Annotated in this window: 20 protein-coding genes; 7 read left to right on the forward strand and 13 right to left on the reverse strand. The window is 61.5% G+C overall.

Features of this window, described 5'->3' with window-relative positions:
• Window positions 1-39: 39 nt before the first annotated feature.
• From NPS47_RS07790 to ffh, 6 genes are all read right to left on the reverse strand, one after another.
• Complete coding sequence (locus NPS47_RS07790; RefSeq protein WP_010220243.1) at window positions 40-447, reverse strand: acyl-CoA thioesterase; 408 nt, start codon at window positions 445-447, stop codon at window positions 40-42.
• Window positions 448-542: 95 nt separating this feature from the next.
• Window positions 543-893, reverse strand: coding sequence for a 50S ribosomal protein L19 (rplS, locus tag NPS47_RS07795; RefSeq protein WP_010220244.1), 351 nt, complete (start codon window positions 891-893; stop codon window positions 543-545).
• 42 nt (window positions 894-935) lie between these two features.
• On the reverse strand, window positions 936-1,688 hold the full coding sequence (gene trmD, locus NPS47_RS07800; RefSeq protein WP_274294407.1) for a tRNA (guanosine(37)-N1)-methyltransferase TrmD: 753 nt from the start codon (window positions 1,686-1,688) through the stop codon (window positions 936-938).
• 3 nt (window positions 1,689-1,691) lie between these two features.
• A complete protein-coding gene (gene rimM / locus NPS47_RS07805) occupies window positions 1,692-2,228 on the reverse strand; it encodes a ribosome maturation factor RimM (protein WP_038614161.1) in 537 nt (178 codons plus the stop codon).
• Between the two features lie 5 nt (window positions 2,229-2,233).
• A complete protein-coding gene (gene rpsP, locus NPS47_RS07810; RefSeq protein ID WP_038614163.1) occupies window positions 2,234-2,485 on the reverse strand; it encodes a 30S ribosomal protein S16 in 252 nt (83 codons plus the stop codon).
• 235 nt (window positions 2,486-2,720) lie between these two features.
• A complete protein-coding gene (ffh, locus tag NPS47_RS07815) occupies window positions 2,721-4,097 on the reverse strand; it encodes a signal recognition particle protein (RefSeq protein ID WP_274294408.1) in 1,377 nt (458 codons plus the stop codon).
• Window positions 4,098-4,293: 196 nt separating this feature from the next.
• On the opposite strand from ffh, the gene NPS47_RS07820 reads away from it, so the two are divergent.
• The 3 genes from NPS47_RS07820 (at window position 4,294) to NPS47_RS07830 (ending at window position 7,912) form a co-directional block, all read left to right on the forward strand.
• A complete protein-coding gene (locus tag NPS47_RS07820) occupies window positions 4,294-5,106 on the forward strand; it encodes a cytochrome C assembly family protein (RefSeq protein ID WP_425313481.1) in 813 nt (270 codons plus the stop codon).
• A gap of 12 nt (window positions 5,107-5,118) precedes the next feature.
• The gene (locus tag NPS47_RS07825) at window positions 5,119-6,330 is read left to right on the forward strand and encodes a transporter associated domain-containing protein (RefSeq protein ID WP_274294410.1); all 1,212 of its coding nucleotides are present in this window, start codon (window positions 5,119-5,121) and stop codon (window positions 6,328-6,330) included.
• A 277-nt stretch (window positions 6,331-6,607) separates the two neighbouring features.
• Window positions 6,608-7,912 carry an MFS transporter gene (locus NPS47_RS07830; protein ID WP_274294411.1) on the forward strand — a complete coding sequence of 435 codons (1,305 nt, stop codon included), beginning with the start codon at window positions 6,608-6,610 and terminating at the stop codon, window positions 7,910-7,912.
• Between the two features lie 105 nt (window positions 7,913-8,017).
• Here NPS47_RS07830 and purT read toward each other — a convergent pair whose 3' ends face one another.
• The 5 genes from purT to NPS47_RS07855 all read right to left on the reverse strand — a co-directional run bounded on the left by purT (window position 8,018) and on the right by NPS47_RS07855 (window position 11,206).
• A complete protein-coding gene (gene purT / locus NPS47_RS07835) occupies window positions 8,018-9,199 on the reverse strand; it encodes a formate-dependent phosphoribosylglycinamide formyltransferase (RefSeq protein WP_274294412.1) in 1,182 nt (393 codons plus the stop codon).
• 96 nt (window positions 9,200-9,295) lie between these two features.
• Window positions 9,296-9,763: a VUT family protein gene (locus NPS47_RS07840; RefSeq protein WP_274294413.1), complete on the reverse strand. Its 468-nt coding sequence runs from the start codon at window positions 9,761-9,763 to the stop codon at window positions 9,296-9,298.
• 63 nt (window positions 9,764-9,826) lie between these two features.
• Entirely contained in the window at window positions 9,827-10,039 is a 213-nt protein-coding gene (locus NPS47_RS07845; protein ID WP_274294414.1) for a DUF1289 domain-containing protein, read from the reverse strand.
• Entirely contained in the window at window positions 10,039-10,563 is a 525-nt protein-coding gene (locus tag NPS47_RS07850; protein WP_274294415.1) for a gamma carbonic anhydrase family protein, read from the reverse strand. Before NPS47_RS07850 ends, NPS47_RS07845 begins: the two co-directional genes overlap by 1 nt.
• Before the next feature lie 43 nt (window positions 10,564-10,606).
• Window positions 10,607-11,206: a CoA pyrophosphatase gene (locus NPS47_RS07855; protein WP_157193865.1), complete on the reverse strand. Its 600-nt coding sequence runs from the start codon at window positions 11,204-11,206 to the stop codon at window positions 10,607-10,609.
• Window positions 11,207-11,339: 133 nt separating this feature from the next.
• Between NPS47_RS07855 and NPS47_RS07860 the strand changes: the two genes are divergently transcribed.
• The 4 genes from NPS47_RS07860 to NPS47_RS07875 all read left to right on the forward strand — a co-directional run bounded on the left by NPS47_RS07860 (window position 11,340) and on the right by NPS47_RS07875 (window position 18,953).
• Window positions 11,340-11,894, forward strand: a complete 555-nt coding sequence (locus NPS47_RS07860) for an NUDIX hydrolase (protein ID WP_274294416.1) — start codon at window positions 11,340-11,342, stop codon at window positions 11,892-11,894.
• A 19-nt stretch (window positions 11,895-11,913) separates the two neighbouring features.
• Window positions 11,914-12,471: a L,D-transpeptidase family protein gene (locus NPS47_RS07865; protein ID WP_274294417.1), complete on the forward strand. Its 558-nt coding sequence runs from the start codon at window positions 11,914-11,916 to the stop codon at window positions 12,469-12,471.
• A gap of 179 nt (window positions 12,472-12,650) precedes the next feature.
• The gene (locus tag NPS47_RS07870) at window positions 12,651-14,366 is read left to right on the forward strand and encodes a ShlB/FhaC/HecB family hemolysin secretion/activation protein (protein WP_274294418.1); all 1,716 of its coding nucleotides are present in this window, start codon (window positions 12,651-12,653) and stop codon (window positions 14,364-14,366) included.
• A 27-nt stretch (window positions 14,367-14,393) separates the two neighbouring features.
• Window positions 14,394-18,953, forward strand: coding sequence for a hemagglutinin repeat-containing protein (locus NPS47_RS07875; RefSeq protein WP_337993416.1), 4,560 nt, complete (start codon window positions 14,394-14,396; stop codon window positions 18,951-18,953).
• Window positions 18,954-19,052: 99 nt separating this feature from the next.
• Here NPS47_RS07875 and NPS47_RS07880 read toward each other — a convergent pair whose 3' ends face one another.
• On the reverse strand, window positions 19,053-19,364 hold the full coding sequence (locus NPS47_RS07880; RefSeq protein ID WP_274294419.1) for a YqfO family protein: 312 nt from the start codon (window positions 19,362-19,364) through the stop codon (window positions 19,053-19,055).
• A gap of 2 nt (window positions 19,365-19,366) precedes the next feature.
• Window positions 19,367-23,266 carry a phosphoribosylformylglycinamidine synthase gene (gene purL, locus NPS47_RS07885; RefSeq protein ID WP_274294420.1) on the reverse strand — a complete coding sequence of 1,300 codons (3,900 nt, stop codon included), beginning with the start codon at window positions 23,264-23,266 and terminating at the stop codon, window positions 19,367-19,369.
• Window positions 23,267-23,393 lie beyond the last annotated feature (127 nt).

Raw genomic sequence — 23,393 nt, forward strand, 5'->3', positions numbered from 1 at the left:
CCTCACCGGTAGGAGCGGGCTTGCCCCGCGATACGTCATTCAGAACCCAGGCAACACCGGCACCGGCCGCTTGTCTTCATCGATAGCGACAAAACTGAACAGACCATGAATGGCCTTCTCACGGCTGTCGCAGCTCATGCTTTCGACAAACACCTCAACCTCGACCTTGAGGCTGGTATTACCGACCGTGGCCACCCGGCCAACCAGCTCAACGATGGAACCGGCGGCAATCGGATGCTTGAAGTCGATCCGGTCGGTAGACACAGTCACCAGCGGCAAACGGCAAAACCGCGTAGCGGCGATGAACGACACTTCGTCCATCCAGGCCAGGGCGGTTCCGCCGAACAGGGTGTTGTGGTGGTTGGTAGTGGACGGGAACACCGCTTTGGTGACACGGGTCACCGACAGTTCGGTGCGGCGTTCGATTTCCTGCTCTCTGGGGCTCATAAACTTCACATCAGGGACAAAATTGCAGACAACAAAAAAGCAGCCCGAAGGCTGCTTTTTTCGCATGGCGGCCGCAGCCGCCGGTCAAACTGTCATCAGGACAGTTTTTCCTTGATGCGAGCGGCTTTACCGGACAGGTCGCGCAGGTAGTACAGCTTGGCTTTACGCACGTCACCACGACGTTTCACGGCCAGGCTGTCGATTTGCGGGCTGTAGGTCTGGAAAGTACGCTCTACACCAACACCGTTGGAGATTTTGCGAACAGTGAAAGCGCTGTTCAGACCACGGTTACGCTTGGCGATTACAACGCCTTCGAAAGCCTGCAGACGCGAACGATCGCCTTCCTTCACTTTCACCTGAACGACGATGGTGTCGCCCGGGGCAAAGGTCGGGATCTCTTTGGACATCTGCTCAGCTTCGATCTGCTGAATGATTTTGTTGGTCATGCTGTGCTCCTAAGGTAAATCGTCGGATCTACCATCGATACGTTAACTATCGTCCCGCTCTCGGAGATACTCCTCGAGCAGCTTCTTCTCTTCTCCAGAAAGTGAGCGACTTTCCAGAAGATCGGCGCGTCGTTCATAGGTCCGCCCAAGGGACTGCTGTAAACGCCATCGCCGGATGTGTGCATGGTTGCCACTAAGCAACACGTCGGGAACACGCTGATCCGCATACACCTCCGGTCGGGTGTAGTGCGGGCAATCAAGCAGACCATCGGTGAAGGAATCTTCCTCCGCCGAGTCCGCATGCCCTAAAGCTCCGGGCAGCAGTCGCGTAACCGCATCAATCAGGACCATCGCCGGTAGCTCGCCACCAGACAGGACATAGTCGCCAATCGACCACTCTTCATCGACATGAGCATCAATAAAACGCTCGTCAATGCCTTCATAACGACCGGCTATCAGAATCAACGACTCGTGCTTCGCCAGGTCTTTGACCGCCGACTGAGTCAGCTTGCGGCCTTGCGGGCTCAGGTAAATCACCTTCGCCGCCTCTCCGGTTGCCTGCCTGGCATGTACCAGGGCGTCTTCCAGAGGCTTGATCTTCATCACCATGCCCGGACCACCGCCAAACGGCCGATCATCCACCGTATGGTGACGATCTGTGGTGTAGTCCCGCGGATTCCAGCAGGTCAGTTGCAACAACCCCTGTTTCACCGCGCGGCTGGTAATGCCGTACTCACTGATGGCCGAGAACATCTCGGGGAACAACGTAATGACATCTACGCGCAGGCTGGCCATTGCTTAGAAGTCCGCGTCCCATTCCACCCTCATTTCGCCTGCAACCAGGTCGATCTTCAACACGCATTGCTCTGTGTAGGGCAACAGGCGTTCACGATCATCCAGGCTGCCCGCGCAGGGCTTGACCACCATTACATCGTTCGCGCCGGTCTCCAACAGGTGATCAACCTTGCCGAACAGCTGTTCGTCCTGGTTGATGACTTTCAGACCTACCAACTGGTACCAGTAGTACTCGTCACTAGGCAGGTTGGGCAAAAGGCTTCGCGAGATGCAAATCTCATAACCGCTCAGAAGACGGGCTTCATCACGATCGTCGAGGCCTTTGAGCTTGGCGACCAGATCCTTTTGAGTGGAACGGCCACTGACCAGCTCGACCTGTTTTACCTTCCCTTCGTGCCGAAGCGTCCAGTTACGGTAATCCAACAGGTTTTCAATCGGATCGGTAAAGGAAAAGACCTTCACCTCGCCGCGAACGCCGTGAACCGAAAAAATCTTGCCGACAACGATCAAGTCATCAGCTTTTTCTGGCGTCGCGCTCATCGTGCTCAGGCAGCAGCCTTGGCAGCTTGTTTCAGCAGTTGAGCAACGCGCTCGGACGGCTGTGCGCCAACGCTCAGCCAGTGAGCAACGCGGTCTTCTTTAACGGACAGACGAACTTCCTGACCACGAGCGATAGGGTTGAAGAAACCAACCTGCTCGATGTGCGAACCGGTAACCGGGTTACGCGAGTCGGTCACGGTCAGGGTGTAGAATGGGCGCTTTTTAGAGCCACCACGGGCAAGACGGATGGTTAGCATTGAACATCGTTCCTGTAGTCGGTGCTGCAAATCATAATGCACAGCGGGCACACGGGTGCCCGAAAGGCCGCATATTCTCAAGGAATACACGGACTTTTGCAAATGCCTTTTTACCGGGGTAAACAGGCCTGCCTGCTGATTTGCGAATAACGCTGCCTTATATAAGGCAACAGTGTCCCGCCGAGGGCGGGGTTCCGATCATCGGCGCGCATTCGCGCCGACGACCTGAATAGGGTTACAGCTTGGGCATGCCACCGCCGGGCATCATACCGCCCAGGCCGCGCATCATTTTCGCCATGCCGCCTTTGGCAGAAAACTTCTTCATCATTTTCTGCATCTGCTTGTGCTGCTTGATCAGGCGACCGATATCCTGCACCTGGGTACCGGAGCCCATGGCGATCCGGCGCTTGCGCGAACCGCTGATCAGCTCAGGGTCGCGGCGCTCGGCCGGGGTCATGGAATTGATGATCGCTTCCATCTGCTTGAACTGCTTTTCGGCTGCGCCCTGGGCATTGCCCATCTGCGCCAGGTTAACCCCGCCGATGCTTGGCAGCTTGTCCATGAGGCCACCGAGGCCACCCATGTTCTTCATCTGTTGCAGCTGGTCACGGAAGTCTTCGAGATCGAAGCCCTTGCCCTTCTTCAGCTTCTTGGCCAGTTTGTCGGCCTTTTCCTTGTCGAGGGTCTGTTCGGCCTGCTCGATCAGGCTGAGCACGTCGCCCATGCCGAGGATGCGCGAAGCAATGCGGTCGGGGTGGAACGGCTCGAGCGCTTCCGTTTTCTCGCCCATACCGATGAACTTGATCGGCTTGCCGGTAATGGCCCGCACCGACAGTGCGGCACCGCCACGGGCGTCGCCATCGACCTTGGTGAGGATCACGCCGGTCAGCGGCAGGGCTTCACCGAAGGCTTTGGCGGTATTGGCGGCGTCCTGACCGGTCATCGCATCGACCACGAACAGGGTCTCGATCGGCTTGACCGCGGCGTGCAGGTCCTTGATCTCGGTCATCATCTCGGCGTCGATGTGCAGACGACCGGCGGTGTCGACGATGACCACGTCGATGAACTTCAGCTTGGCTTCACGGATCGCCGCTTCGGCGATAGCCACTGGCTTCTGGCTGATATCGGACGGGAAGAAGGTAACGCCGATATCGCCTGCCAGGGTTTCCAGCTGTTTGATCGCCGCCGGACGGTAGACGTCAGCCGACACCACCATCACCGACTTCTTCTTGCGCTCTTTGAGAAAGCGCGCCAGCTTGCCGGCGGTGGTGGTCTTACCAGCACCCTGCAAACCGGCCATCAAGACTACAGCGGGCGGCGCGGTGTTGAGCGTCAGCTCTTCGTTGGCCGCGCCCATCATGTCTTCGAGTTCGGCCTGAACGATCTTCACGAACGCCTGGCCCGGAGTCAGGCTGCGCGACACCTCGGTGCCGACCGCACGCTCCTTGATCTTGTTGACGAAATCCTTGACCACCGGCAGGGCGACGTCAGCCTCGAGCAACGCCATGCGCACTTCACGCAGGGTGTCTTTGATGTTGTCTTCGGTCAGCTTGGCCTTGCCAGTGACATGGCGCAGCGTCTGTGACAGACGGTCGGTCAGGTTTTCAAACATGGTGATCCTTTCAGGCTCTGTAGAACCGAGGTTTATCAGCTGCCTCTGGCGTAATCGACGGGCCTTGGGCAGGGGCAGATCGGCGATTATAACGAAGACTCGGGCCAGCGCACACCTCGCCGTCGGCTGGCAGTCTTCCTTGGCAGGCGCGTTCTATGCCAAACTCAATTCTTTTCGGGCTTGCCTAACAGGACTTATGCTCCCCTTGTCACCCAGTTTGCTACCCAATCTGATCGCCGCCTGCCTGTACGCCGCCGCGACTCTCTATCAAGGCTCCCGCCTGGCGCAAGGCGCCAAGGCCGACAAACGCCTGCTCGGCCTGCTGGGCGCGCTGGCGGTTATCGCCCAGGGCACCGCACTGTTCTGGCAGTTGCTCACGCCCCTGGGCCTGAGCCTGGACTTCTTCAGTGCCGCCAGTCTGATCGCCACGGCGGTGATTACCCTGACGCTGCTGGCCTGCCTGCGCATTCCGGTGGAAAACCTGCTGGTACTGCTGTTCCCGCTGGGCATGCTGACAGCACTGACGGCACAGTTCGCGCCACCGGGTACGGTGCCGCTGATCAACGAAGAACCGGGGATCCTTGCGCATATTCTGCTGTCGATCCTGGCCTACGGCATGTTCACCATCGCCGTATTCCAGGCGCTGTTGCTGCTGCTTCAGGACCACCAGCTCAAGCACAAGCATCCTTCCGGGCTGATCAAGAACTTCCCACCCCTGCAAACCATGGAAAGCCTGCTGTTCGGCTTTCTCTGGGCCGGCTGGGGGCTGCTGTCGCTGTCGCTGATTTCCGGCTGGCTGTTCCTCGACAACCTGTTCGCCCAGCACCTGGTGCACAAAACGCTGCTGGCCTGCGTGGCCTGGATTGTCTTCAGCGTGCTGCTGTGGGGCCGCACCCGCCTGGGCTGGCGCGGTCACAAGGCGATCCGCTGGACCCTGGCCGGATTCTGCCTGCTGATGCTGGCCTACTTCGGCAGCAAGCTGGTACGCGAATTCATCCTGCATATCTGACGGGCACAGTTAATGGACGCGCTGCCGTTAGGCCCCTTGCTTGGCATCCTGGTACTGGCCCTGCTCTGGTCGGCGCTGTTCACTGCGGTGGACGCCGGCCAGCAGCAACTCAACAGTGCCCGGCGCAACGACCTGACCGACGAACACCCGGAACTGGCTGTTGCGCCACAATCGCTGGTGCTGTGCTCAACCCTGGGCAAGTTACTGGTGCTGGCCCTGGCGTGCCTGCTGGGCCAGCGCTACAGCGGCGAACAGGGTTTCTGGCTGGCCGGACTTGGCGCCGCAGCATTGCTGTTGGTGCTGAGCGAGTACCTGCCTCGGCAACTGGCCCGGCGTAATCCACACACCTTCATCGCCTTGGGCAACAGCCTGCTCAAAGTCCCGCTCAAGCTGCTGCAGCCCCTGGCCTGGCTGCTCGATGGCTGCGCGCGACTGCTACTGCGCCCGTTTCGCATCCAGCCGCATGCAGTGAGCCTGCACGAACAGGCTGACGATGCCGACGCTGAAGAACACCTGCACGCCGACCATCGTCTGAATCTGCCCGAAAGCCTGCTGGCACTGGACAAGATCACCGTCAATGACATCCTGGTGCCGCGCAACGACGTTGACGGTATCAACCTCGACGACCCGATCGAGGCAATCATCGAGCAACTGATCATCAGCCGTCATACCCGCCTGCCGGTGTACCACAGCGATATCAACCAGGTCGAAGCCATCCTCAACACCAAGCTGATCAGCCACCTGCTACCCAAAGCCGAGCTGACCCGCGAGGCCCTGCAGGCGGCCTGCTACGAGCCCTACTTCGTCCCGGAAAGCACGCCACTGCAATTGCAACTGCTGAACTTTCACAAGCAGCAGCGGCGCCTCGGCGTGGTGGTCGATGAATATGGCGAGGTGTTGGGTATCGTCACCCTCGAAGACATTCTCGAAGAGATCGTCGGCGAATTCGAAGACGAGCATCACCAGGACAACCCGCACATTCACCCCCAGGCCGACGGGCGTTTCGTCATCGAAGGCACCGTATCGATTCGCGAGCTCAACCGCAGCCTCGGCTGGCACCTGCCCAGCGACGGGCCGAAGACCCTCAACGGCCTGGTCACCGAAGCCCTGGAAAGCATCCCGGCCAGCGCGGTGTGCCTGAAAATCGGCCGATATCGCCTGGAAATCCTCGAAACAGAAGACAATTGTGCCAGCCGCATACTGGTCTGGACCGTGACTCGCTAGCTATACTGCGGTCACGCTTACCCAGCCTGGCCGTCTCGCTTGCTACCCGCTCCCAGCGTCTCCCGGCCAGCCCGCACAACTGAATAGCGCGCTTTTCCGGCATTGCTTCACACCCCGAACATTGCCTGCGCCGCCCCTACCCCCAACGGGCGTATGCTCAGTCACGCGACCAACAACAATACGCTTCGGCGCCCGCTTGCGGCGCTTGTGTGCTGATGCCTGCCCGTGCAGGCCGGCGACGGCGCCCATGGAGCACTCGACTGTCAGGGATAATCGCATGACGACCAGCAGCACCTACTCCGAAACGGCCCAGGCCAGCCCCGGCAACTCACCGGCACGGGTGGCCACCGCCAGCTTCATCGGCACCGCCATCGAGTTCTACGACTTCTATGTTTACGCCACCGCTGCCGCGCTGGTGATCGGCCCGGTGTTCTTCCCGCAGACCTCCGGCACCGCGCAGATGCTCTCGGCGTTCCTCACCTTCGGTATCGCCTTCCTCGCCCGCCCCCTGGGCTCTGCGCTGTTCGGCCACTTCGGTGACCGTATCGGGCGCAAATCGACCCTGGTCGCCTCGCTGCTGTTAATGGGCGTATGTACCACGCTGATTGGCGTGCTGCCGGGCTATGACAGCATTGGCGCCTGGGCACCGATCCTGCTGTGTGTGCTGCGCTTCGGCCAGGGCCTTGGCCTTGGCGGCGAATGGGGCGGTGCGGCGCTGCTGGCCACCGAGAACGCGCCGAAAGGCAAACGGGCCTGGTTCGGCATGTTCCCGCAGCTCGGCCCTTCGATCGGTTTTCTCGCCGCCAACGGCCTGTTCCTGACCCTGGCCATGCTCCTGACTGACGAGCAGTTCCGCAGCTGGGGCTGGCGAATTCCCTTCCTGCTCAGCGCGGCACTGGTCATCGTCGGCCTGTATGTGCGCCTGAAGCTTGAAGAAACCCCGATCTTCGCCAAGGCTGTGGCGCGTCACGAGCGGGTGAAAATGCCGGTGGTCGAACTCTTCGCGCAATACTGGATGCCGGTATTGCTGGGTGCAGCGGCCATGGTGGTGTGCTATGCGCTGTTCTATATCTCCACCGTGTTCTCGCTCAGCTATGGCGTGTCGACCCTGGGCTACAGCCGCGAAACCTTCCTCGGCCTGCTGTGCTTTGCGGTGTTGTTCATGGCCCTGGCCACGCCGCTCTCGGCCTGGCTCAGCGATCGCTACGGGCGTAAACCGGTGCTGATTGTCGGCGCAGTCCTGGCGATTCTCTCCGGCTTTACCATGCAGCCGCTGCTGACCTCGGGCTCCACTGCGGGGGTGGCGCTGTTCCTGGCCATCGAGCTGTTTTTGATGGGTGTGACCTTCGCGCCAATGGGTGCGCTATTGCCTGAGCTGTTTCCGACCCATGTGCGTTATACCGGCGCTTCGGCGGCGTATAACCTGGGCGGTATCGTCGGGGCTTCGGCGGCGCCGTTCTTCGCCCAGAAGCTGGTGGCGATGGGCGGATTGAGCTGGGTTGGCGGGTATGTGTCGGCGGCGGCTGTGTTGAGCCTGATTGCCGTGCTGTGCCTGAAAGAGACCCGCCATTCAGAGCTTTAAAAGCGAGGGCTGCAGGGCAGCCCTATCGCCGGCAATGCCGGCTCCCACAGGGTTCAGCAGGGCTATTGTGGGAGCCGGCATTGCCGGCGATGAGGCCCTCAAGGTTTAGAGCTCTACCTTGACCGCCTGAGAAGCACGGGTCGCCTTGGCCCGCGCATCCTCAATCGACTCATCACGTGCCAGGCACACGCCCATACGACGCTGGCCGTTGACTTCAGGCTTGCCGAACAGGCGAATGGCGGTATCCGGCTCGCTCAACGCTGCGCCCAGGTTGGCGAACGCCGTCTGCTGCGACTGCCCCTCAACCAGGATCACCGCCGAGGCGGACGGACCGAACTGACGAATCAGCGGGATCGGCAGACCAAGAATTGCCCGCGCATGCAGGGCGAACTGCGACAGATCCTGAGAAATCAGGGTCACCAGACCGGTATCGTGCGGGCGTGGCGAAACTTCGCTGAACCACACCTGATCGCCCTTGATGAACAGCTCGACACCGAACAGCCCACGCCCGCCCAACGCCTCGGTAACCGCCTTGGCGACCCGTTCGGACTCGGCCAACGCCACCGGACTCATTGACTGCGGCTGCCAGGACTCCTGGTAATCGCCCTTCTCCTGACGGTGGCCTACCGGTGCACAGAACGTGGTGCCGCCGACGTGACGAACGGTCAGCAGGGTGATTTCGTAATCAAAGTCGATGAAACCTTCAATGATCACCCGGCCCTTGCCGGCACGACCACCCTCCTGGGCATAGTCCCAGGCTTTCTGCACATCATCGGCGCTGCGCAGCAGGCTCTGGCCCTTGCCCGAGGAACTCATCACCGGCTTGACCACGCACGGGAAACCCAGGTCTTCAACGGCTTTGCGGTAGTCTTCGAAGGTATCGGCGAAGTGATAAGGCGAAGTCGGCAGGTCCAGTTCTTCGGCAGCCAGGCGACGAATGCCTTCGCGGTTCATGGTCAACTGCGTGGCACGCGCGGTCGGCACAACGTTGAAACCTTCGTTTTCCAGCTCGACCAGGGTCGCGGTGGCGATGGCTTCGATTTCCGGCACGATGTAGTGCGGTTTCTCGGCCTCGATCACCGCCCGCAGCGCGGCGCCATCGAGCATGTTGATCACATGACTGCGATGGGCCACCTGCATGGCCGGGGCATTGGCGTAACGGTCCACGGCAATCACTTCAACGCCCAGGCGTTGCAGCTCGATCACCACTTCCTTGCCCAGCTCGCCGCAGCCACAGAGCAGTACGCGGGTCGCTGTTGGCGACAACGGGGTTCCGATACGGGTCATTTCAGGTCCTCAGAGGGAAGGATTCCAGGGCTGCCCGATGATCAGGCCAACCCGATGAAAAGGAGCGCCATTCTACATAAACCCAGGCGCAGGGCCTCAGCTGGTGATGGCAGGCTTGCGCAGACGCCAGGCCATGATCAGCCACACCGCGGTGACACCAGCGAATTTCGAGGCCAGGGCAGTACCGGCCACCACCGGGGTCAAGGCCCCGATCATGCCGAAGAAAATGAACGTGTCGGTCGGGATACTCAGCGCCGAACTCAACCATAGGCGGTCGTGCAGCGGCCGTTTGGTAATGCTGAAGACCAGCCAGTCGATCAGCTCGGAAACCGCGAACGCGCTGGCACTGGCCAGGGCAATGGCCGGTTCGGAGGTGACATAGGACAGCACCAGCGCCACCAGCATGGCGACCAGGGCGCCGTGGCCGTAGCGGGTCTGCACCATGTCACGGAGGATAAACACCAGCCCGCCCCAGGCAGACCAGATCACGTCCAGGTGCGGGGCACTGGAAAAGGCGTAGTTGATCAGCACGACACTGCTGATGTAGGCAATCAGAAAAGGCATGGGATAGACCGCTGGGCAAGCCCTACAGGGTACTTGAGCGGCCGCTTGCGGCCAAGTGCCGGATCAGCACGCGCTGCTGGCGACGCTGAAGATCAGCCCCGCCGCCACTGCCCGCTCGTGGCACAGCTTCAGCACCTGGCGGCGTTCGCTGTTGTCCATCCGTCCCCAGCGGGTGATTTCCGCTGCGCTGCGCTGACAACCGGTGCAGATGTCGGCCTCATCCAGGGCGCAAATGTGCACACAGGGCGAGGCGACCGGACGCTCACTGCTACTCATCAATCCTCCTGCGGGGCCAGATCGCGGGCGTAGCGCTCGGCGTTATGCACGTAATGCGCGGCGCTGGCTTCGAGCATTTTCTTCTGCGCCTCGGTCAGTTCGCGCACGACCTTGCCGGGCGAGCCCATCACCAGCGAGCCGTCGGGAATTTCCTTGCCTTCGGGAATCAGCGCATTGGCGCCGATGATGCAGTATTTGCCGATGCGCGCACCGTTGAGGATCACCGCATTGATGCCGACCAGGCTGTAATCACCGACGCTGCAGCCATGCAGCATGGCGTTGTGACCGATGGTCACCCCTTTGCCCAGGGTCAGCGGCGAGCCCATGTCGGTATGCATCACGGTACCGTCCTGAACGTTGCTGTTCTCGCCGATGTCGATCAGTTCGTTGTCGCCGCGCAACACTGCGCCAAACCAGACGTTGGCGCCCGCCTGCAGGCGTACTTTACCGATCAGCGTGGCAGTGGGCGCCGCCCAGCTGCGTGGATGGGTTTCGACGCGCAGGTCGCCCAGACGGTATTTCATGCGTGGTTCCTCACGGTGCGGCAGTGGTGGCGGGTGAGCCCGCTCAAATTGGAATGAAGCGCTCAGGCGGTTTGTGCAGATTGATGTCGGCATCGTAAAGCAAGTTGACCAGTTCGACGATCATGATCGCCGACAGCCCCCAGATCTTGTACTCGCCAAATCGGTAGCTGGGCACGTACCAGCTGCGCCCCTGGTAATCGATCCGGTGGGTGTGGTCGCGCGGGTCCTGGCGGAAGAACTCCAGCGGCACGGTGAACACCGCGGCGATTTCAGCATCATTGGCCTGGTACTCGACATAATCGGGAATCAGGCCGACGAAAGGCGTGACCTTCAGGCCATGCAACGAGATCAGCGGGCTCAAGGGACCAATGATTTCCACCAGGCCTGGCGGCAGACCGATCTCTTCTTCGGCCTCGCGCAGAGCGGTAAACACCAGATCAGGGTCATCCGGGTCGCGGCGTCCGCCGGGGAACGCCACTTCACCACCATGGGTCGACAAACCCTTGGCGCGCAAGGTCAACACCAGTTCAGGCTCTTCACTGCGGGTAATCGGCAATAACACGGCGGCCTCGGGAAAACGACGATCGGTTTCCAGGGTGCCTGGCGTATGACTGCTCACGCGGCGAAGTAGCTCGTCCAGCATTGCTCTCTCTCGATTCCAAAGCATGACCTGCATGATGCACCAAAGCCGCGAGCCGCCCAAGCCCCGAGATGAACCGGCTTGCAGCCGCGGTGAAAGTCGCGCCAAGATAAGCACAACCTATAGGAATAAAAGCATGAAATTCTGCAGTGCGTGCGGCAATCCGGTAATTCAGCGTATTCCCGAGGGCGATACCCGCCTGCGCTATGTCTGCGATCACTGCCAGACCATCCATTACCAGAACCCCAATATCGTCGCCGGCGTGCTGCCGATCTGGGGCAGTCAGGTGCTGTTGTGCCGCCGCGCCATCGAGCCGCGCCGCGGCTACTGGACCCTGCCCGCCGGGTTCATGGAGAACGGCGAAACCCTGGAGCAGGCCGCCCGCCGCGAAACCGTCGAGGAAGCCTGTGCCCGCGTCGGGCAGATGAGCCTGTACCAGCTGTTCGACCTGCCGCATATCAACCAGGTGCACGTGTTCTTTCGCGCCGAGCTTGCCGACCTGGACTTTGCAGTCGGCGTCGAGAGCCTGGAAGTGCGACTTTTCGATGAAATTGAAATCCCGTGGGACGAGCTGGCTTTCCGCACCGTCAGTCGTACCCTAAAATGCTACTATCGTGACCGCATCGAGCAGTCGTACCCGATTGGCAACGAATGTCTGCCACCTATGCTCGTCCCGTCGCCCAACACCTAGTTTTCAGGGATATCGTTTCATGCGCTGGTTGTTTGCCCTTTTCTGCCTCAGTGTGACATCGGTGTCCCAGGCAGCGTTTACCGAAACGATCGTGACCAAACCGATCGAGAAGGTCGCGCCCTCGCCGCTCCAGCTCAAACCCGAGCATTCGGTGCTCATCGACAAGATTCTGGTACTCAAGTCGGAACGGCGCCTGCAACTGATCAGCGCCGGCGCGCCGCTGAAAACCTACCGTATTTCGCTGGGCAAGCAGCCCAAGGGCCCCAAGCTGCGCGAGGGTGACAAACGCACCCCGGAAGGCCTCTACTGGATCGACTGGCGCAAGGAAAGTGACCGCTACAACCTGGCCATGCACGTGTCCTATCCGAACATCAGCGATTCGGCACGGGCCCGGCGTGAAGGCGTACCGCCCGGCGGCATGATCATGATCCATGGAACGCCGCTGGACGAAGAATACCCTGAAGAGTTCTTCCATACCCTGGACTGGACCGAAGGCTGTATCGCCATGACCAACCGCGACATGCGCGAGGTCTGGGACATGGTGCCCGACGGCACGCTGATCGAAATTCGCCCCTGATCGCTCATTGCCTACTGGCGTCCGGCGCGCTGCGCCGGAAATTCCCTACTCAGCTCAAGCCTCCTTCCTACAGGGCTAACAGCCCTGTCTCGCATCCATACGAATAGTAGCGTCCATAGAATCCGTTCAACCGGATAACCGACTGGGTTCCCGACACCCAGCCCCCTGGACGCTACGCTATGTCCCATTTCTTCAGCAATACGGTTGCACGCCTGTATCCGCGGCAATCGAGCGGGTTTGTCCTGGCCATAGTGGGCCTTTTTCTGTGGTCCGCACAATCAGCTGCATCTGACAGTCATCCAGCGCTGCAGCAGCTTCAGGATCAGCGCCTGCAGCGCGAACAGCTGGAGCAACGCCAGCGTCTGCGCACGCTGCAACGCGCCGATGAGCCGGTACCTGCGGCCCAAGCACCACCCGAGCCCATCGACGCTGGCCAGTGCTGGCCGTTACAAGGCGTCCGCCTAGCGGGTAATCGACAACTGTCGTCCGCCGAATTGCGCATAGCCCTGCAACCGCTGATCAAGCCTTGCATGAGTCCGGCACAGATCAATCGGGTGCTGAAAACCATCACCCAGCGCTACGTGCAAGCCGGTTATCTGGCCAGCCGCCCCTATCTCGCCGAGCGCCCGGTGCCGGGGGGCACACTGGACATCGTGATCATCGAAGGCTTTGTCGAGTCAATCGAGCTATCGGACCCCGACCTGCCGCTCTCCCTGAACAGCGCCTTTCCTTCGCTGCTGGGTCAACCCCTGCGCCTGACCGAACTGGAACAGGGCATGGACCAGTTGAACCGCCTCAAGGCGTTCGACCTCGGCGCCGATATCGTCCCCGGCAGTACCCAGGGCGCCAGCCGCATCATCATTGCGCCCAGAAAGATCAATGCCCGCTGGCACCTGGGCAGCACCCTCGACAATCGCGGCAGCACACAGACCGGGCGCGAGCGCCTGGGCCTCAACCTCAGCCTGGACAGCCCCCTGCAGCTCAATGACTTCGTGCTGCTGTCCGCCAATTCCAGCCTCCAGCAAGGCCCCAGCTATAGCCGTGGCTATGGCCTGTATTACAGCATCCCTTATGGCCCCTGGAGCTACGCCCTGGCGGTCAATCAATTGCACTACCAGGCCAGGCTTCCCGGTCGACGTCTGAAAACCAGCGGCCAGAGCGACTTTTACAGCCTGGGCCTTGAGCGCAATCTGTGGCGCAATCAACAGGGTTTGCTCAGCAGCAGCCTGCGCCTGGAGCACAAGCGCCTGGACAATCACCTGGCCAATCAACGCCTGCAACTGCAAAGCCCGACACTCAGCAGCGTTGAAGCCGGCCTCAATCTGCTCTGGCTCGACAGCGGTCTGTGGAGCGCCTACCTGGGTGTGGGCCAGGGTCTGGACTGGTTCGGTGCCGACCGCCAAGCGTTGCGCCGCAATGCGCCACAGCCGCAGTTTCACAAGTACCGCGCCAACCTGCTGCACATCCGCCAGGGCCGCGACCCAAACTGGCCATGGCGCTGGCAGAGCGAGCTGAACCTGCAATACAGCCCCGACGTCTTGCCTGCCGTCGAACAGCAACAGCTGAGTGACAACGCGGCGGTGCGCGGTTTTCGCCAACACCTGGTCGCCGGATCCAGCGGCGCGATCTGGCGCAACAGCCTGAGCCAACCCCTGGCCCTGGATTTACCCCTGGGCCTGGTCCTGCGACCGCAGCTGGGAGTGGATCTGGGCTGGAGCAAATTCGACCATGGCCGTGCCCCGCAGCGACTGGCCGGCGCCCATGCCGGCCTGGAACTGAGCCTGCCCAACAGTCGCCTCAACCTTGATTACCAACGCGCCCTGCACGCCAGCGCAGCACATCGCCAAGACCTGGAAAGCGGTTACTGGCTGCTGGAATGGGTACTGAACATCTGATGCCCCCAACAAAAAAGAGAGAAAATCATGATGTCCACTAAAACCCGATCCCCCTCTCCCGCCTTTGCCCGGCTCGGCCCCAATCATCTGCGCTGGATGATTGCCCTGTGCTTGCTTACGCCCTACATCAGTGCCGCTGAAAATGGCCTGCAGCCCATTGCCGGCGTTGGCGGCACACCGTTGATCAGCGAGCAGCACGGCGTGCCGGTCATCGATATCGTCGCCCCCAACGCCGGCGGTCTGTCGCACAACCAATTCCTCGACTACAACGTCAACACGCCCGGGGTTGTCCTCAATAACGCGCTGCAAGCCGGACAATCTCAACTGGCCGGGGCCCTGGCAGCCAATCCACAGTTTCAGGGCCAGGCCGCCTCGACCATCCTCAATGAAGTCGTCAGCCGCAATGCCTCACGCATCGAGGGCGCCCAGGAGATTTTTGGCCGCCCTGCCGACTACATACTGGCCAACCCGAACGGCATCACCCTCAACGGCGGCAGCTTCATCAACACCACCCGTGCCGGCTTTCTGGTGGGTACCCCCGAGCTGGATGGCCAGCGCCTCGACCACCTCGACACCCGCAATGCCAACGGCACCTTGCAGGTTCTGCAGAACGGCCTGAGCAACCTCGACGGCGCCCTCGAGCTAATTGCCCCGCGAATCGACAGCCAGGGCCCGCTCACTGCCCGTGACGACCTGAGCCTGACGGTTGGACGCAATCTTCTCGATAACGCCGACCGACACGTGATCGACCACCTTGCAGCGCCCACCGCCAGTGTCGACGCCAACCTGTTCGGCGCGATGCAGGCCGGACGCATCAGGATTCTCAGCACCAACGAAGGTGCCGGGGTACGTATGGGTGCAAGCCAGCTGCAGGCCCGCGAAGGGATTGCCATCGACTCGCAGGGCGCGCTTGAAATCGCTGGCACGACGCAACAGCGCAGCCAGTTGACCAGCGGACAAGGTACGGTGCACTTGAATGCCGCGCACGACCTCAGGCTGACGGCCGTCGAGATCAACGCCCCGCAGATTCAGGCCAGGGCCGGGAAAAACCTGACCCTCGATAGCCAGATGCGCGAAGCGCTGAACCGCGAGCATGAACACCGCGAAGAACAATGGTGGTTCGTCACCACCGAAACCTACGACCGCCAGACGACCCGCACCGACCGCGAGCAACTCGGCAGTCAGTTGCAGGCCAGCCAGGACATCAGCCTGGAAGCCGGCAAGGATATCAATCTGGCTGCCGCCACGCTCACGGCCGAGGGTGATCTCAACCTGAAAGCAGGCGATGCGCTGAACATCCATGCCGGGATCGACAGTCACCAGGTCGACGAACAGATCCGTCATCGCAAGCACCTTTGGCGCGGTGACCAGGACAGCAGTCGATACCAGGAGCGTGCCAAGCCCAGCGCACTGAGCGGCAAACAGATTTCCCTGACATCGACCGGACGCACGCAAATGCTGGGCAGCACCCTCAACAGCTCTGGCGATATCACCCTCAAAGCCGGTGCCGTGGAGGTCGCCGAGGTGTCCCTGAACAACACCCGACAGACCAAGGACTATCGAGGCGACCTGGTATCCGGCACCTTCTTTGGCCAGAACGAAAAAGCCGATGCTGACGGGCAAACCGCCAGCGGCAGTTCGATCCAGGCCGAGGGCGCACTGACCGTGGTGGCTGACCAGGTAAAAATCAAAGGTTCCAGGGTCAACAGCCAGGGCGACGCGCTGTTGCTCAGCAAGAAAGCTCTACTGACGGTCGAAGCGGCGCAGAGCCAGTCCTCCCTCAATCAGCACGAGAACGACAGCAAGCTGTTCGGTCTGATCGCGAAAAAAACCGACCGCCAGGAGCAACACAAGGATGTGCTGGTCAGCGACCTGGCATCGCAAAGCAACCTGCGCCTGGCCAGTGCCGATGAACTGCAAGTGCTTGGCGCCAACCTCAGCGCCGGGCAAAACCTGCAACTGCAGGCCAACAACGACATAACCGTCAGCAACGCGGAACAGTCACAGAGCACCACCACCCAAACGCAAAACCGGGGTTTCAGCGCCAACGCAAGCCAGACCCAGAAGGCCGGCGACGGCAAACCCGACTCACATCAGTACAATGCCTCGGTGGGCTATGAGGTCAAGCAGGTTGATACCAACCATACCGATAAAAGCCAGATAGCCAGCACCCTCAGCGCCGGGCAGGTGCAGATCAAGAGCCACAAGGACCTCAACATCAACGGTTCAAGTGTCAATGCGACGGCTGGCGATCTGCAGATCAACGCCCGCAACGTCAACCTGATCGCCCAGCATAACCAGCAGTCGAAACAAACCAGCACCACGCACGATGGTGGAGGCCTCACGCTCAGTGGTGGTATCGACAACCTGGGCAGCGCGTTCGAAGGTCATCACCAGGAAAAGGTCCTCGAGGAGCTTTCAAGCCAGGCGCAACGAAGCAACCTTGCGGCCAGTGGCAACGTGCAGATCAACACCGACGCCTTAATCAACGAAGCCGCCAAGCTGACAGCCGGCCAGACCTTGACACTCAATGCCGACACGCTGGAAAACCGCTCGGTAGACTATACCCAGTCGTCCAGGGTGAAAGAAAAAAACTGGCAGGCCAGCCTCGGAGCCAGCCTCGCCTACCAAGACCTCACCCGCCCGATCGAGAACCTGATCATTGGCAAAGAGGCCAGTCGCTTCCAGCAGGCCGCCACTGAAGATGCACTGGCGCCGCCCAGCCTGGGCGCCGAGCTCAATGTCACGCACATGAACCGCGAGTCCAGCCAACAGTCCAGCACTGCACAGGTCGCCGAGCTGAAAGCGGCCAGTATCGACATCAAAGCCAAGACGATTGACGACGCCGGCACTCACTATCAGGCCGAACAGGGCCCCTTGTCGATCCAGGCCCAGTCCCATCGATTCACTGCCGCACAGGACAGCAGCAGCAACAGTGTCCGGCGCCTGGATGTCGAGGTTGGCGTCCGTGCCGATACCAGCACTGGCAGCGACATCAACCTGCGCCTCTCGGGCAAAGGTGGCTCGTTGCAACAGGACGAACTCAAGCAGACGGCCCGTCCCGGTAGCCTCTATGGGCAATCGGGTATCCAGATCCAGCTGGGCAGCGACGGCGCCTACGAAGGCACCCGCTTCGATGCTGGCGACGGTTCGTTGAAACTGCTGGCCGACGGCAACCTGAGCCTGACCCAGGCCAACGACAGACAGCAGAGCAGCCTGAAACAACTGGACGGCAACGCCTGGGCAAAAGGCGGCAACACACCGCTTGGCAATGCCCTGGAGCTGCGCGGTTACCTGGACCACAATGCACAGCAGAACGTCGACACCCAGGCCCGAGTCGCCACGCTCGACGCCAAGGGCGATGTGCAACTGCAAGCTGGCGGTGCCCTCGAGCTGGTCGGTAACCGGATAGGCAGCAGCGCCGCCAAGGTTGGCAATATCAGTTTGCAAAGTGGCGCCAAGCTTGAGGTCACAGCAGCCACTGACACCCATCAGGCGCAAGGCAGCAAACTCGAGGGCGGCCTGGAGTTACAGGCCAAAGGCAGCGCCGATGGCAAAGGCGGCGGCGCAGGCGGCCACTTTGGCAGCGGGCGCATCGACGAGAATAGCAGCACCGCCAGCACAAGCGAGTGGTTTGCCAGCGATAAGCTGACCATTGGCAGTGCCGATAGCCAAGCCAATGCCGTGCAGCTGCAAGGGGTCAACGCCTCGGCAGCGCAGGTCGGTATCAGCGCCACCAACGGCGGCCTACTGATCGAAGCGGCGCGTAGCACCGATAAACGTAACAACTTGGCCGTTACCGCCGGCGCAGGCATCAGTGCAGCCCCCGGCGCGAGCGCCGAGCAAAACCAGCGCGGACTCTATGCCCGGGCACAGCTGAACCTCGATAAACGCGACAACCTCACCCATGCAAACAGTCAGTGGCGTGCCGGCCAGATCACCCTCGCCAGCCTGACAGACACCCGTCTGGAAGGGGTACGCATGGACGCCGAACGTATTGACGGCCAGATTGGCGGCGATCTGAGGGTTACCAGTCGCCAGGACCGCGAGAATGCCCTGAAGGTGGACATCGACGCGGCTCTGAGCCAGGAAAAGAACCCTCAGGGTTTGCTCAACGCCGCCCGTGCGCTGTCAGGGCCATTCGCCAACAAGGTTGAGAAACACGTCGGGCCAGTCGTACAGAGCGCCGACCCGAAACTGTCACCGGCGCTCAAACTCAACATCGAGCACAGCCAACGCAAGAGCGTCGCCAGCCAAAGCCTGCTCAATGGTCGTGATGGTATTGCCCTGGCGGTCGGGGGTACGACAGCACTCTCCGGTGCACGTCTGCAAGCCGTCAACGGCAAGGTCGAACTGGGTAACGGTGCAGTCACCCAGGAAACCTTGAACGGTCGCGACTATCGCCGAGAGGTGAGTGTCAATGCTTCGAATGCGCCGGTGGATCTGGCCACGGGGCTAATCGATGCTTACCGGACGGCAGGCACCGGCAATGGCGAGAATTCGGTCGATCTCGGCCTGATTCGTACCAGTGGGCATAATCACAGCAGCACCTTGGCATCGAGCATATCCGCCAAGCCTGGCAGTTAAGTCGCCCAAACGCATCAGCCTGCTCCCACCGGCTGGATCAACCTGTGGGAGCGGCGGTGCGACGATTCGACTTGCCCCGCGATTAAAGCCGCAAAGGCCTCAGAAGTCGGCGAGTTGCCAGACCTCATAAGCCGGTGTTTCGTAAGGATGGCTGTGCTTGAGCGCAGCGACCACCGCCTGGATCAGCGCGTCGGCCACCACCAGCTCTACCCGCCACTCTTCGACCTGTTCGACCACCCCGCTCTGCCCGATGAACGGCTGGCTGCCGTCCAGAGGGCGGAACTGGCCCCGGCCCAACACCTGCCAGGCGCAGCAGTCATAGTCGCCGATGCGCCCGCCGCCAGCGGCGAACACAGCGGCCTTAACCACTTCCACATGGCTGGGCGGAACGAAGAAGGCGAGTTTGTACACCCTTAGTTCACCCAGGCCCGCGCATTGCGGAACATGCGCATCCACGCCGCGTCTTCGTTCCAGTCGTCCGGACGCCAGGAGTTCTGCACGGCACGGAAGACCCGCTCAGGGTGCGGCATCATGATGGTGACGCGACCGTCGCGACTGGTCAGGCCGGTGATTCCGCGCGGCGAACCGTTCGGGTTGGCCGGGTAGGCTTCGGTGACCTTGCCGTGATTGTCGACAAAACGCAGGGCCACGCAACCGGACAGATCGGCTTGGAGCAAGGCTTCTTCGCTTTCGAACTCAGCATGACCTTCACCGTGAGCGATGGCGATCGGCATGCGCGAACCGGCCATGCCCTGCAGGAAGATCGAATTCGACTCCTGGACCTGGACCATGGCCACACGGGCTTCGAACTGCTCGGAACGGTTACGCACGAAGTGCGGCCAGAACTCGGTACCCGGAATCAGCTCGTGCAGGTTGGACATCATCTGGCAACCGTTGCACACACCCAGGGTAAAGCTGTCGCTGCGCTCGAAGTACTGCTGGAACGCTTCGCGTGCACGGTTATTGAACAGCGCCGACTTGGCCCAGCCTTCACCGGCACCGAGCACGTCGCCGTAGGAGAAGCCGCCGCAGGCGACCAGACCTTTGAACTCGTTCAGGTCGATGCGTCCGGCGAGGATATCGCTCATGTGCACGTCGATGGCGTTGAAACCGGCGCGGTCGAAGGCAGCCGCCATCTCGACCTGGCCGTTGACGCCCTGCTCACGCAGTACCGCCACCTGAGGACGGATGCCCTTCTTGATGTACGGCGCGGCGATGTCCTGGTTGACGTCGAAGCTGAGCTTGACGCTCAGGCCCGGGTTGTCTTCTTCGAGCAGGCTGTTGAACTCCTGATCGGCGCAGTCGGCGTTGTCGCGCAGTCGCTGGATCTGGTAGCTGGTTTCCGCCCACTGGCGCTGCAGCTGACCACGTTCGCCCTTGAACAGCGCTTCGCCCATGTGGTGGATCAGCACTTCGCTGTTGTTGACCGGTTGGCCGATCACGGCAACGCAGTCTTCACCGAGGCCGGCAGCGCTGAACTGGGCCAGCACGTCCGGAGTAGCGTCCTGATGCACCTGAATCACCGCACCCAGCTCTTCGTTGAAGAGGATGGCGGCAATTTTTTCACGTTTGCTGGTCAGGGTGTCCAGCTCCAGACTCAGACCGCAATGACCGGCGAAGGCCATTTCCAGCACGGTGGTCATCAGGCCGCCGTCGGAGCGGTCGTGGTAAGCCAGCAGATGGCCGTCTTTGTTCAGGCCCTGGATCACCGCGAAGAAGGCTTTGAGGTCTTCGGCGTCGTCGACGTCCGGGGCCTGGCTGCCGAGCTTGCCGTGGGTCTGGGCGAGGATCGAGGCGCCCATGCGGTTCTGACCGCGACCGAGGTCGATCAGGATCAGGTCGGTTTCGCCCTTGTCCATGCGCAGTTCAGGGGTCAGGGTCTTGCGGATGTCGGTGACCGGCGCAAAACCGGTGACAATCAGCGACAGCGGCGAGGTGACGGACTTCTCCGCGCCCTCTTCGCTCCACTTGGTCTTCATCGACATCGAGTCCTTGCCTACCGGAATGGTCAGGCCCAGCTCAGGGCACAGCACCATGCCGACTGCCTTGACGGTGTCGTACAGGCGGGCGTCTTCGCCCGGGTGACCGGCGGCGGACATCCAGTTGGCCGACAGTTTGATGTCGGACAGTTTTTCAATGCGCGAAGCAGCCATGTTGGTCAGCGTTTCGCCGATCGCCATGCGGCCCGAGGCCGGAGCGTCGAGCAGGGCCAGCGGCGTGCGCTCACCCATGGCCATCGCTTCACCGGTGTAGACGTCGAAGCTGGTGGCGGTAACGGCAACGTCGGCCACCGGAACCTGCCACGGGCCAACCATCTGGTCGCGGGCAACCAGGCCGGTGATGGTGCGGTCGCCAATGGTGATCAGGAAGCTCTTGCTGGCCACGGCCGGGTGACGCAGCACGCGCTCGACCGAATCGTTCAGGTCAAGGCCGGACGGGTCGAAATCATCGCCCTGCTCGGCTTCACGGGTAACCGAACGGTGCATGCGCGGCGGTTTGCCCAGCAGCACTTCCAGCGGCATGTCCACCGGGCTGTTGCCGAAGTGGCTGTCGGTGACGGTCAGGTGCGGCTCTGCAGTGGCCTCACCGACCACCGCGAACGGGCAACGCTCGCGCTCGCAGATGGCCTGGAAGCGTTCGAAGTCGGCAGCATCGACCGCCAGCACGTAACGTTCCTGGGATTCGTTGCTCCAGATTTCGTGCGGGGCCATGCCCGGCTCGTCGTTAGGCACGTTACGCAGCTCGAAACGGCCACCGCGACCACCATCGTTGACCAGTTCCGGGAAGGCGTTGGAAATGCCGCCGGCGCCGACGTCGTGGATGAAGGCGATCGGGTTGTTGTCGCCCAGCTGCCAGCAGCGGTCGATGACCTCCTGGCAGCGGCGCTCCATTTCCGGGTTTTCGCGCTGCACCGAAGCAAAGTCCAGGTCGGCGGAGCTGGCACCGGTGGCAACCGAGGAAGCCGCACCACCGCCCAGGCCGATCAGCATGGCCGGGCCACCGAGGACGATCAGCTTGGCGCCGACGGTGATCTCGCCTTTCTGGACGTGATCTTCGCGAATGTTGCCCATACCGCCGGCAAGCATGATCGGCTTGTGGTAACCGCGCACTTCATTGCCGTGCGGGGTGCTGATCGACTGCTCGAAGGTACGGAAGTAGCCGGTCAGCGCCGGACGGCCGAATTCGTTGTTGAACGCCGCGCCACCCAGCGGGCCTTCAATCATGATGTCCAGCGCGGTGACAATGCGCTCAGGCTTGCCGTAGGCCTTCTCCCATGGCTGTTCAAAGCCCGGGATCTGCAGGTTGGAAACGGTGAAACCGGTCAGGCCGGCTTTTGGCTTGGCACCGCGACCGGTGGCGCCTTCGTCACGGATTTCACCACCGGAGCCGGTGGAGGCGCCGGAGAACGGCGAGATGGCGGTCGGGTGGTTGTGGGTCTCGACCTTCATCAGGATGTGCACCGGCTCCTGCACCGCGCCGTACTGGCGGGTCTCAGGATTCGGGAAAAAGCGCCCGGCGACGTTACCGACGATCACCGAAGCGTTGTCCTTGTAAGCGGACAGCACGCCTTCGCTGTGCATCTGGTAGGTGTTCTTGATCATGCCGAACAGGCTTTTTTCCTGGCTTTCGCCGTCGATATCCCAACTGGCGTTGAAGATCTTGTGACGGCAGTGCTCGGAGTTGGCCTGGGCGAACATCATCAGCTCGATGTCGTTCGGGTTGCGTTTCAGGCCCTGGAAGCTGGTGACCAGGTAATCGATCTCGTCTTCGGCCAGAGCCAGACCCAGGTCGATGTTGGCCTGCTCCAGCGCCGTGCGACCGCCGCCGAGGATGTCCACGGAGGTCATCGGCTTGGGCTGGGCGTGACTGAACAGGCCGGCAGCATCGATCAGCTTGCTCAGCACGATCTGGGTCATGCGGTCGTGCAGGACCTGGGCGACCAGCGCCGCGTCGGCCTCGCTCAGCTCACCGGCGACGTAGTAGGCGATACCGCGTTCCAGGCGCTGGACGTTCTCCAGGCCGCAGTTGTGGGCGATGTCGCTGGCCTTGCTCGACCAGGGCGAGATGGTGCCGAAACGCGGCAGCACCAGGAACAGGCGACCAGTTGGCTCCTGTACCGGTACGCTCGGGCCGTACTTGAGCAAGCGCGCGAGCACTTGCTGTTGGTCGGCAGTCAGCTCGCCGTCAACCTCGGCGAAATGAGCGAATTCAGCGTACAAACCACTAACAGCGGGGACTTTCTGGCTCAATTGCTCGAGTAATTTACCGTGGCGAAAGGCAGAAAGGGCAGGAGCGCCGCGCAGGATCAACATCGTCGGGACAGCCTCAGGAAGGGGGTGTGCTTAGAGGCCGTGCATTCTAGCCTAAATCCGTCGCTTCCGGCACCCGCAACACAGCATTCTGACGCGGCCGCGTGTCGGCGAAACAAACCGGACTCGG

Origin of the sequence: Pseudomonas putida, from assembly GCF_028682475.1 — a bacterium.
In the GTDB taxonomy this organism is placed as follows: Bacteria; Pseudomonadota; Gammaproteobacteria; order Pseudomonadales; family Pseudomonadaceae; genus Aquipseudomonas; species Aquipseudomonas putida_AG.

Bases quoted from the DNA above. Each gene is read 5' to 3' on its own strand.
- NPS47_RS07850 (WP_274294415.1), bottom strand. From the start codon at position 10,563: ATGAAATACCGTCTGGGCGACCTGCGCGTCGAAACCCATCCACGCAGC.
- trmD (WP_274294407.1), bottom strand. From the start codon at position 1,688: ATGGCCAGCCTGCGCGTAGATGTCATTACGTTGTTCCCCGAGATGTTC.
- NPS47_RS07790 (WP_010220243.1), bottom strand. From the start codon at position 447: ATGAGCCCCAGAGAGCAGGAAATCGAACGCCGCACCGAACTGTCGGTG.
- NPS47_RS07860 (WP_274294416.1), top strand. From the start codon at position 11,340: ATGAAATTCTGCAGTGCGTGCGGCAATCCGGTAATTCAGCGTATTCCC.
- NPS47_RS07870 (WP_274294418.1), top strand. From the start codon at position 12,651: ATGTCCCATTTCTTCAGCAATACGGTTGCACGCCTGTATCCGCGGCAA.
- NPS47_RS07830 (WP_274294411.1), top strand. From the start codon at position 6,608: ATGACGACCAGCAGCACCTACTCCGAAACGGCCCAGGCCAGCCCCGGC.
- NPS47_RS07840 (WP_274294413.1), bottom strand. From the start codon at position 9,763: ATGCCTTTTCTGATTGCCTACATCAGCAGTGTCGTGCTGATCAACTAC.
- NPS47_RS07855 (WP_157193865.1), bottom strand. From the start codon at position 11,206: ATGCTGGACGAGCTACTTCGCCGCGTGAGCAGTCATACGCCAGGCACC.
- purL (WP_274294420.1), bottom strand. From the start codon at position 23,266: ATGTTGATCCTGCGCGGCGCTCCTGCCCTTTCTGCCTTTCGCCACGGT.
- NPS47_RS07845 (WP_274294414.1), bottom strand. From the start codon at position 10,039: ATGAGTAGCAGTGAGCGTCCGGTCGCCTCGCCCTGTGTGCACATTTGC.
- rimM (WP_038614161.1), bottom strand. From the start codon at position 2,228: ATGAGCGCGACGCCAGAAAAAGCTGATGACTTGATCGTTGTCGGCAAG.
- NPS47_RS07825 (WP_274294410.1), top strand. From the start codon at position 5,119: ATGGACGCGCTGCCGTTAGGCCCCTTGCTTGGCATCCTGGTACTGGCC.
- NPS47_RS07820 (WP_425313481.1), top strand. From the start codon at position 4,294: ATGCTCCCCTTGTCACCCAGTTTGCTACCCAATCTGATCGCCGCCTGC.
- rpsP (WP_038614163.1), bottom strand. From the start codon at position 2,485: ATGCTAACCATCCGTCTTGCCCGTGGTGGCTCTAAAAAGCGCCCATTC.
- ffh (WP_274294408.1), bottom strand. From the start codon at position 4,097: ATGTTTGAAAACCTGACCGACCGTCTGTCACAGACGCTGCGCCATGTC.
- NPS47_RS07865 (WP_274294417.1), top strand. From the start codon at position 11,914: ATGCGCTGGTTGTTTGCCCTTTTCTGCCTCAGTGTGACATCGGTGTCC.
- purT (WP_274294412.1), bottom strand. From the start codon at position 9,199: ATGACCCGTATCGGAACCCCGTTGTCGCCAACAGCGACCCGCGTACTG.
- NPS47_RS07875 (WP_337993416.1), top strand. From the start codon at position 14,394: ATGATGTCCACTAAAACCCGATCCCCCTCTCCCGCCTTTGCCCGGCTC.
- rplS (WP_010220244.1), bottom strand. From the start codon at position 893: ATGACCAACAAAATCATTCAGCAGATCGAAGCTGAGCAGATGTCCAAA.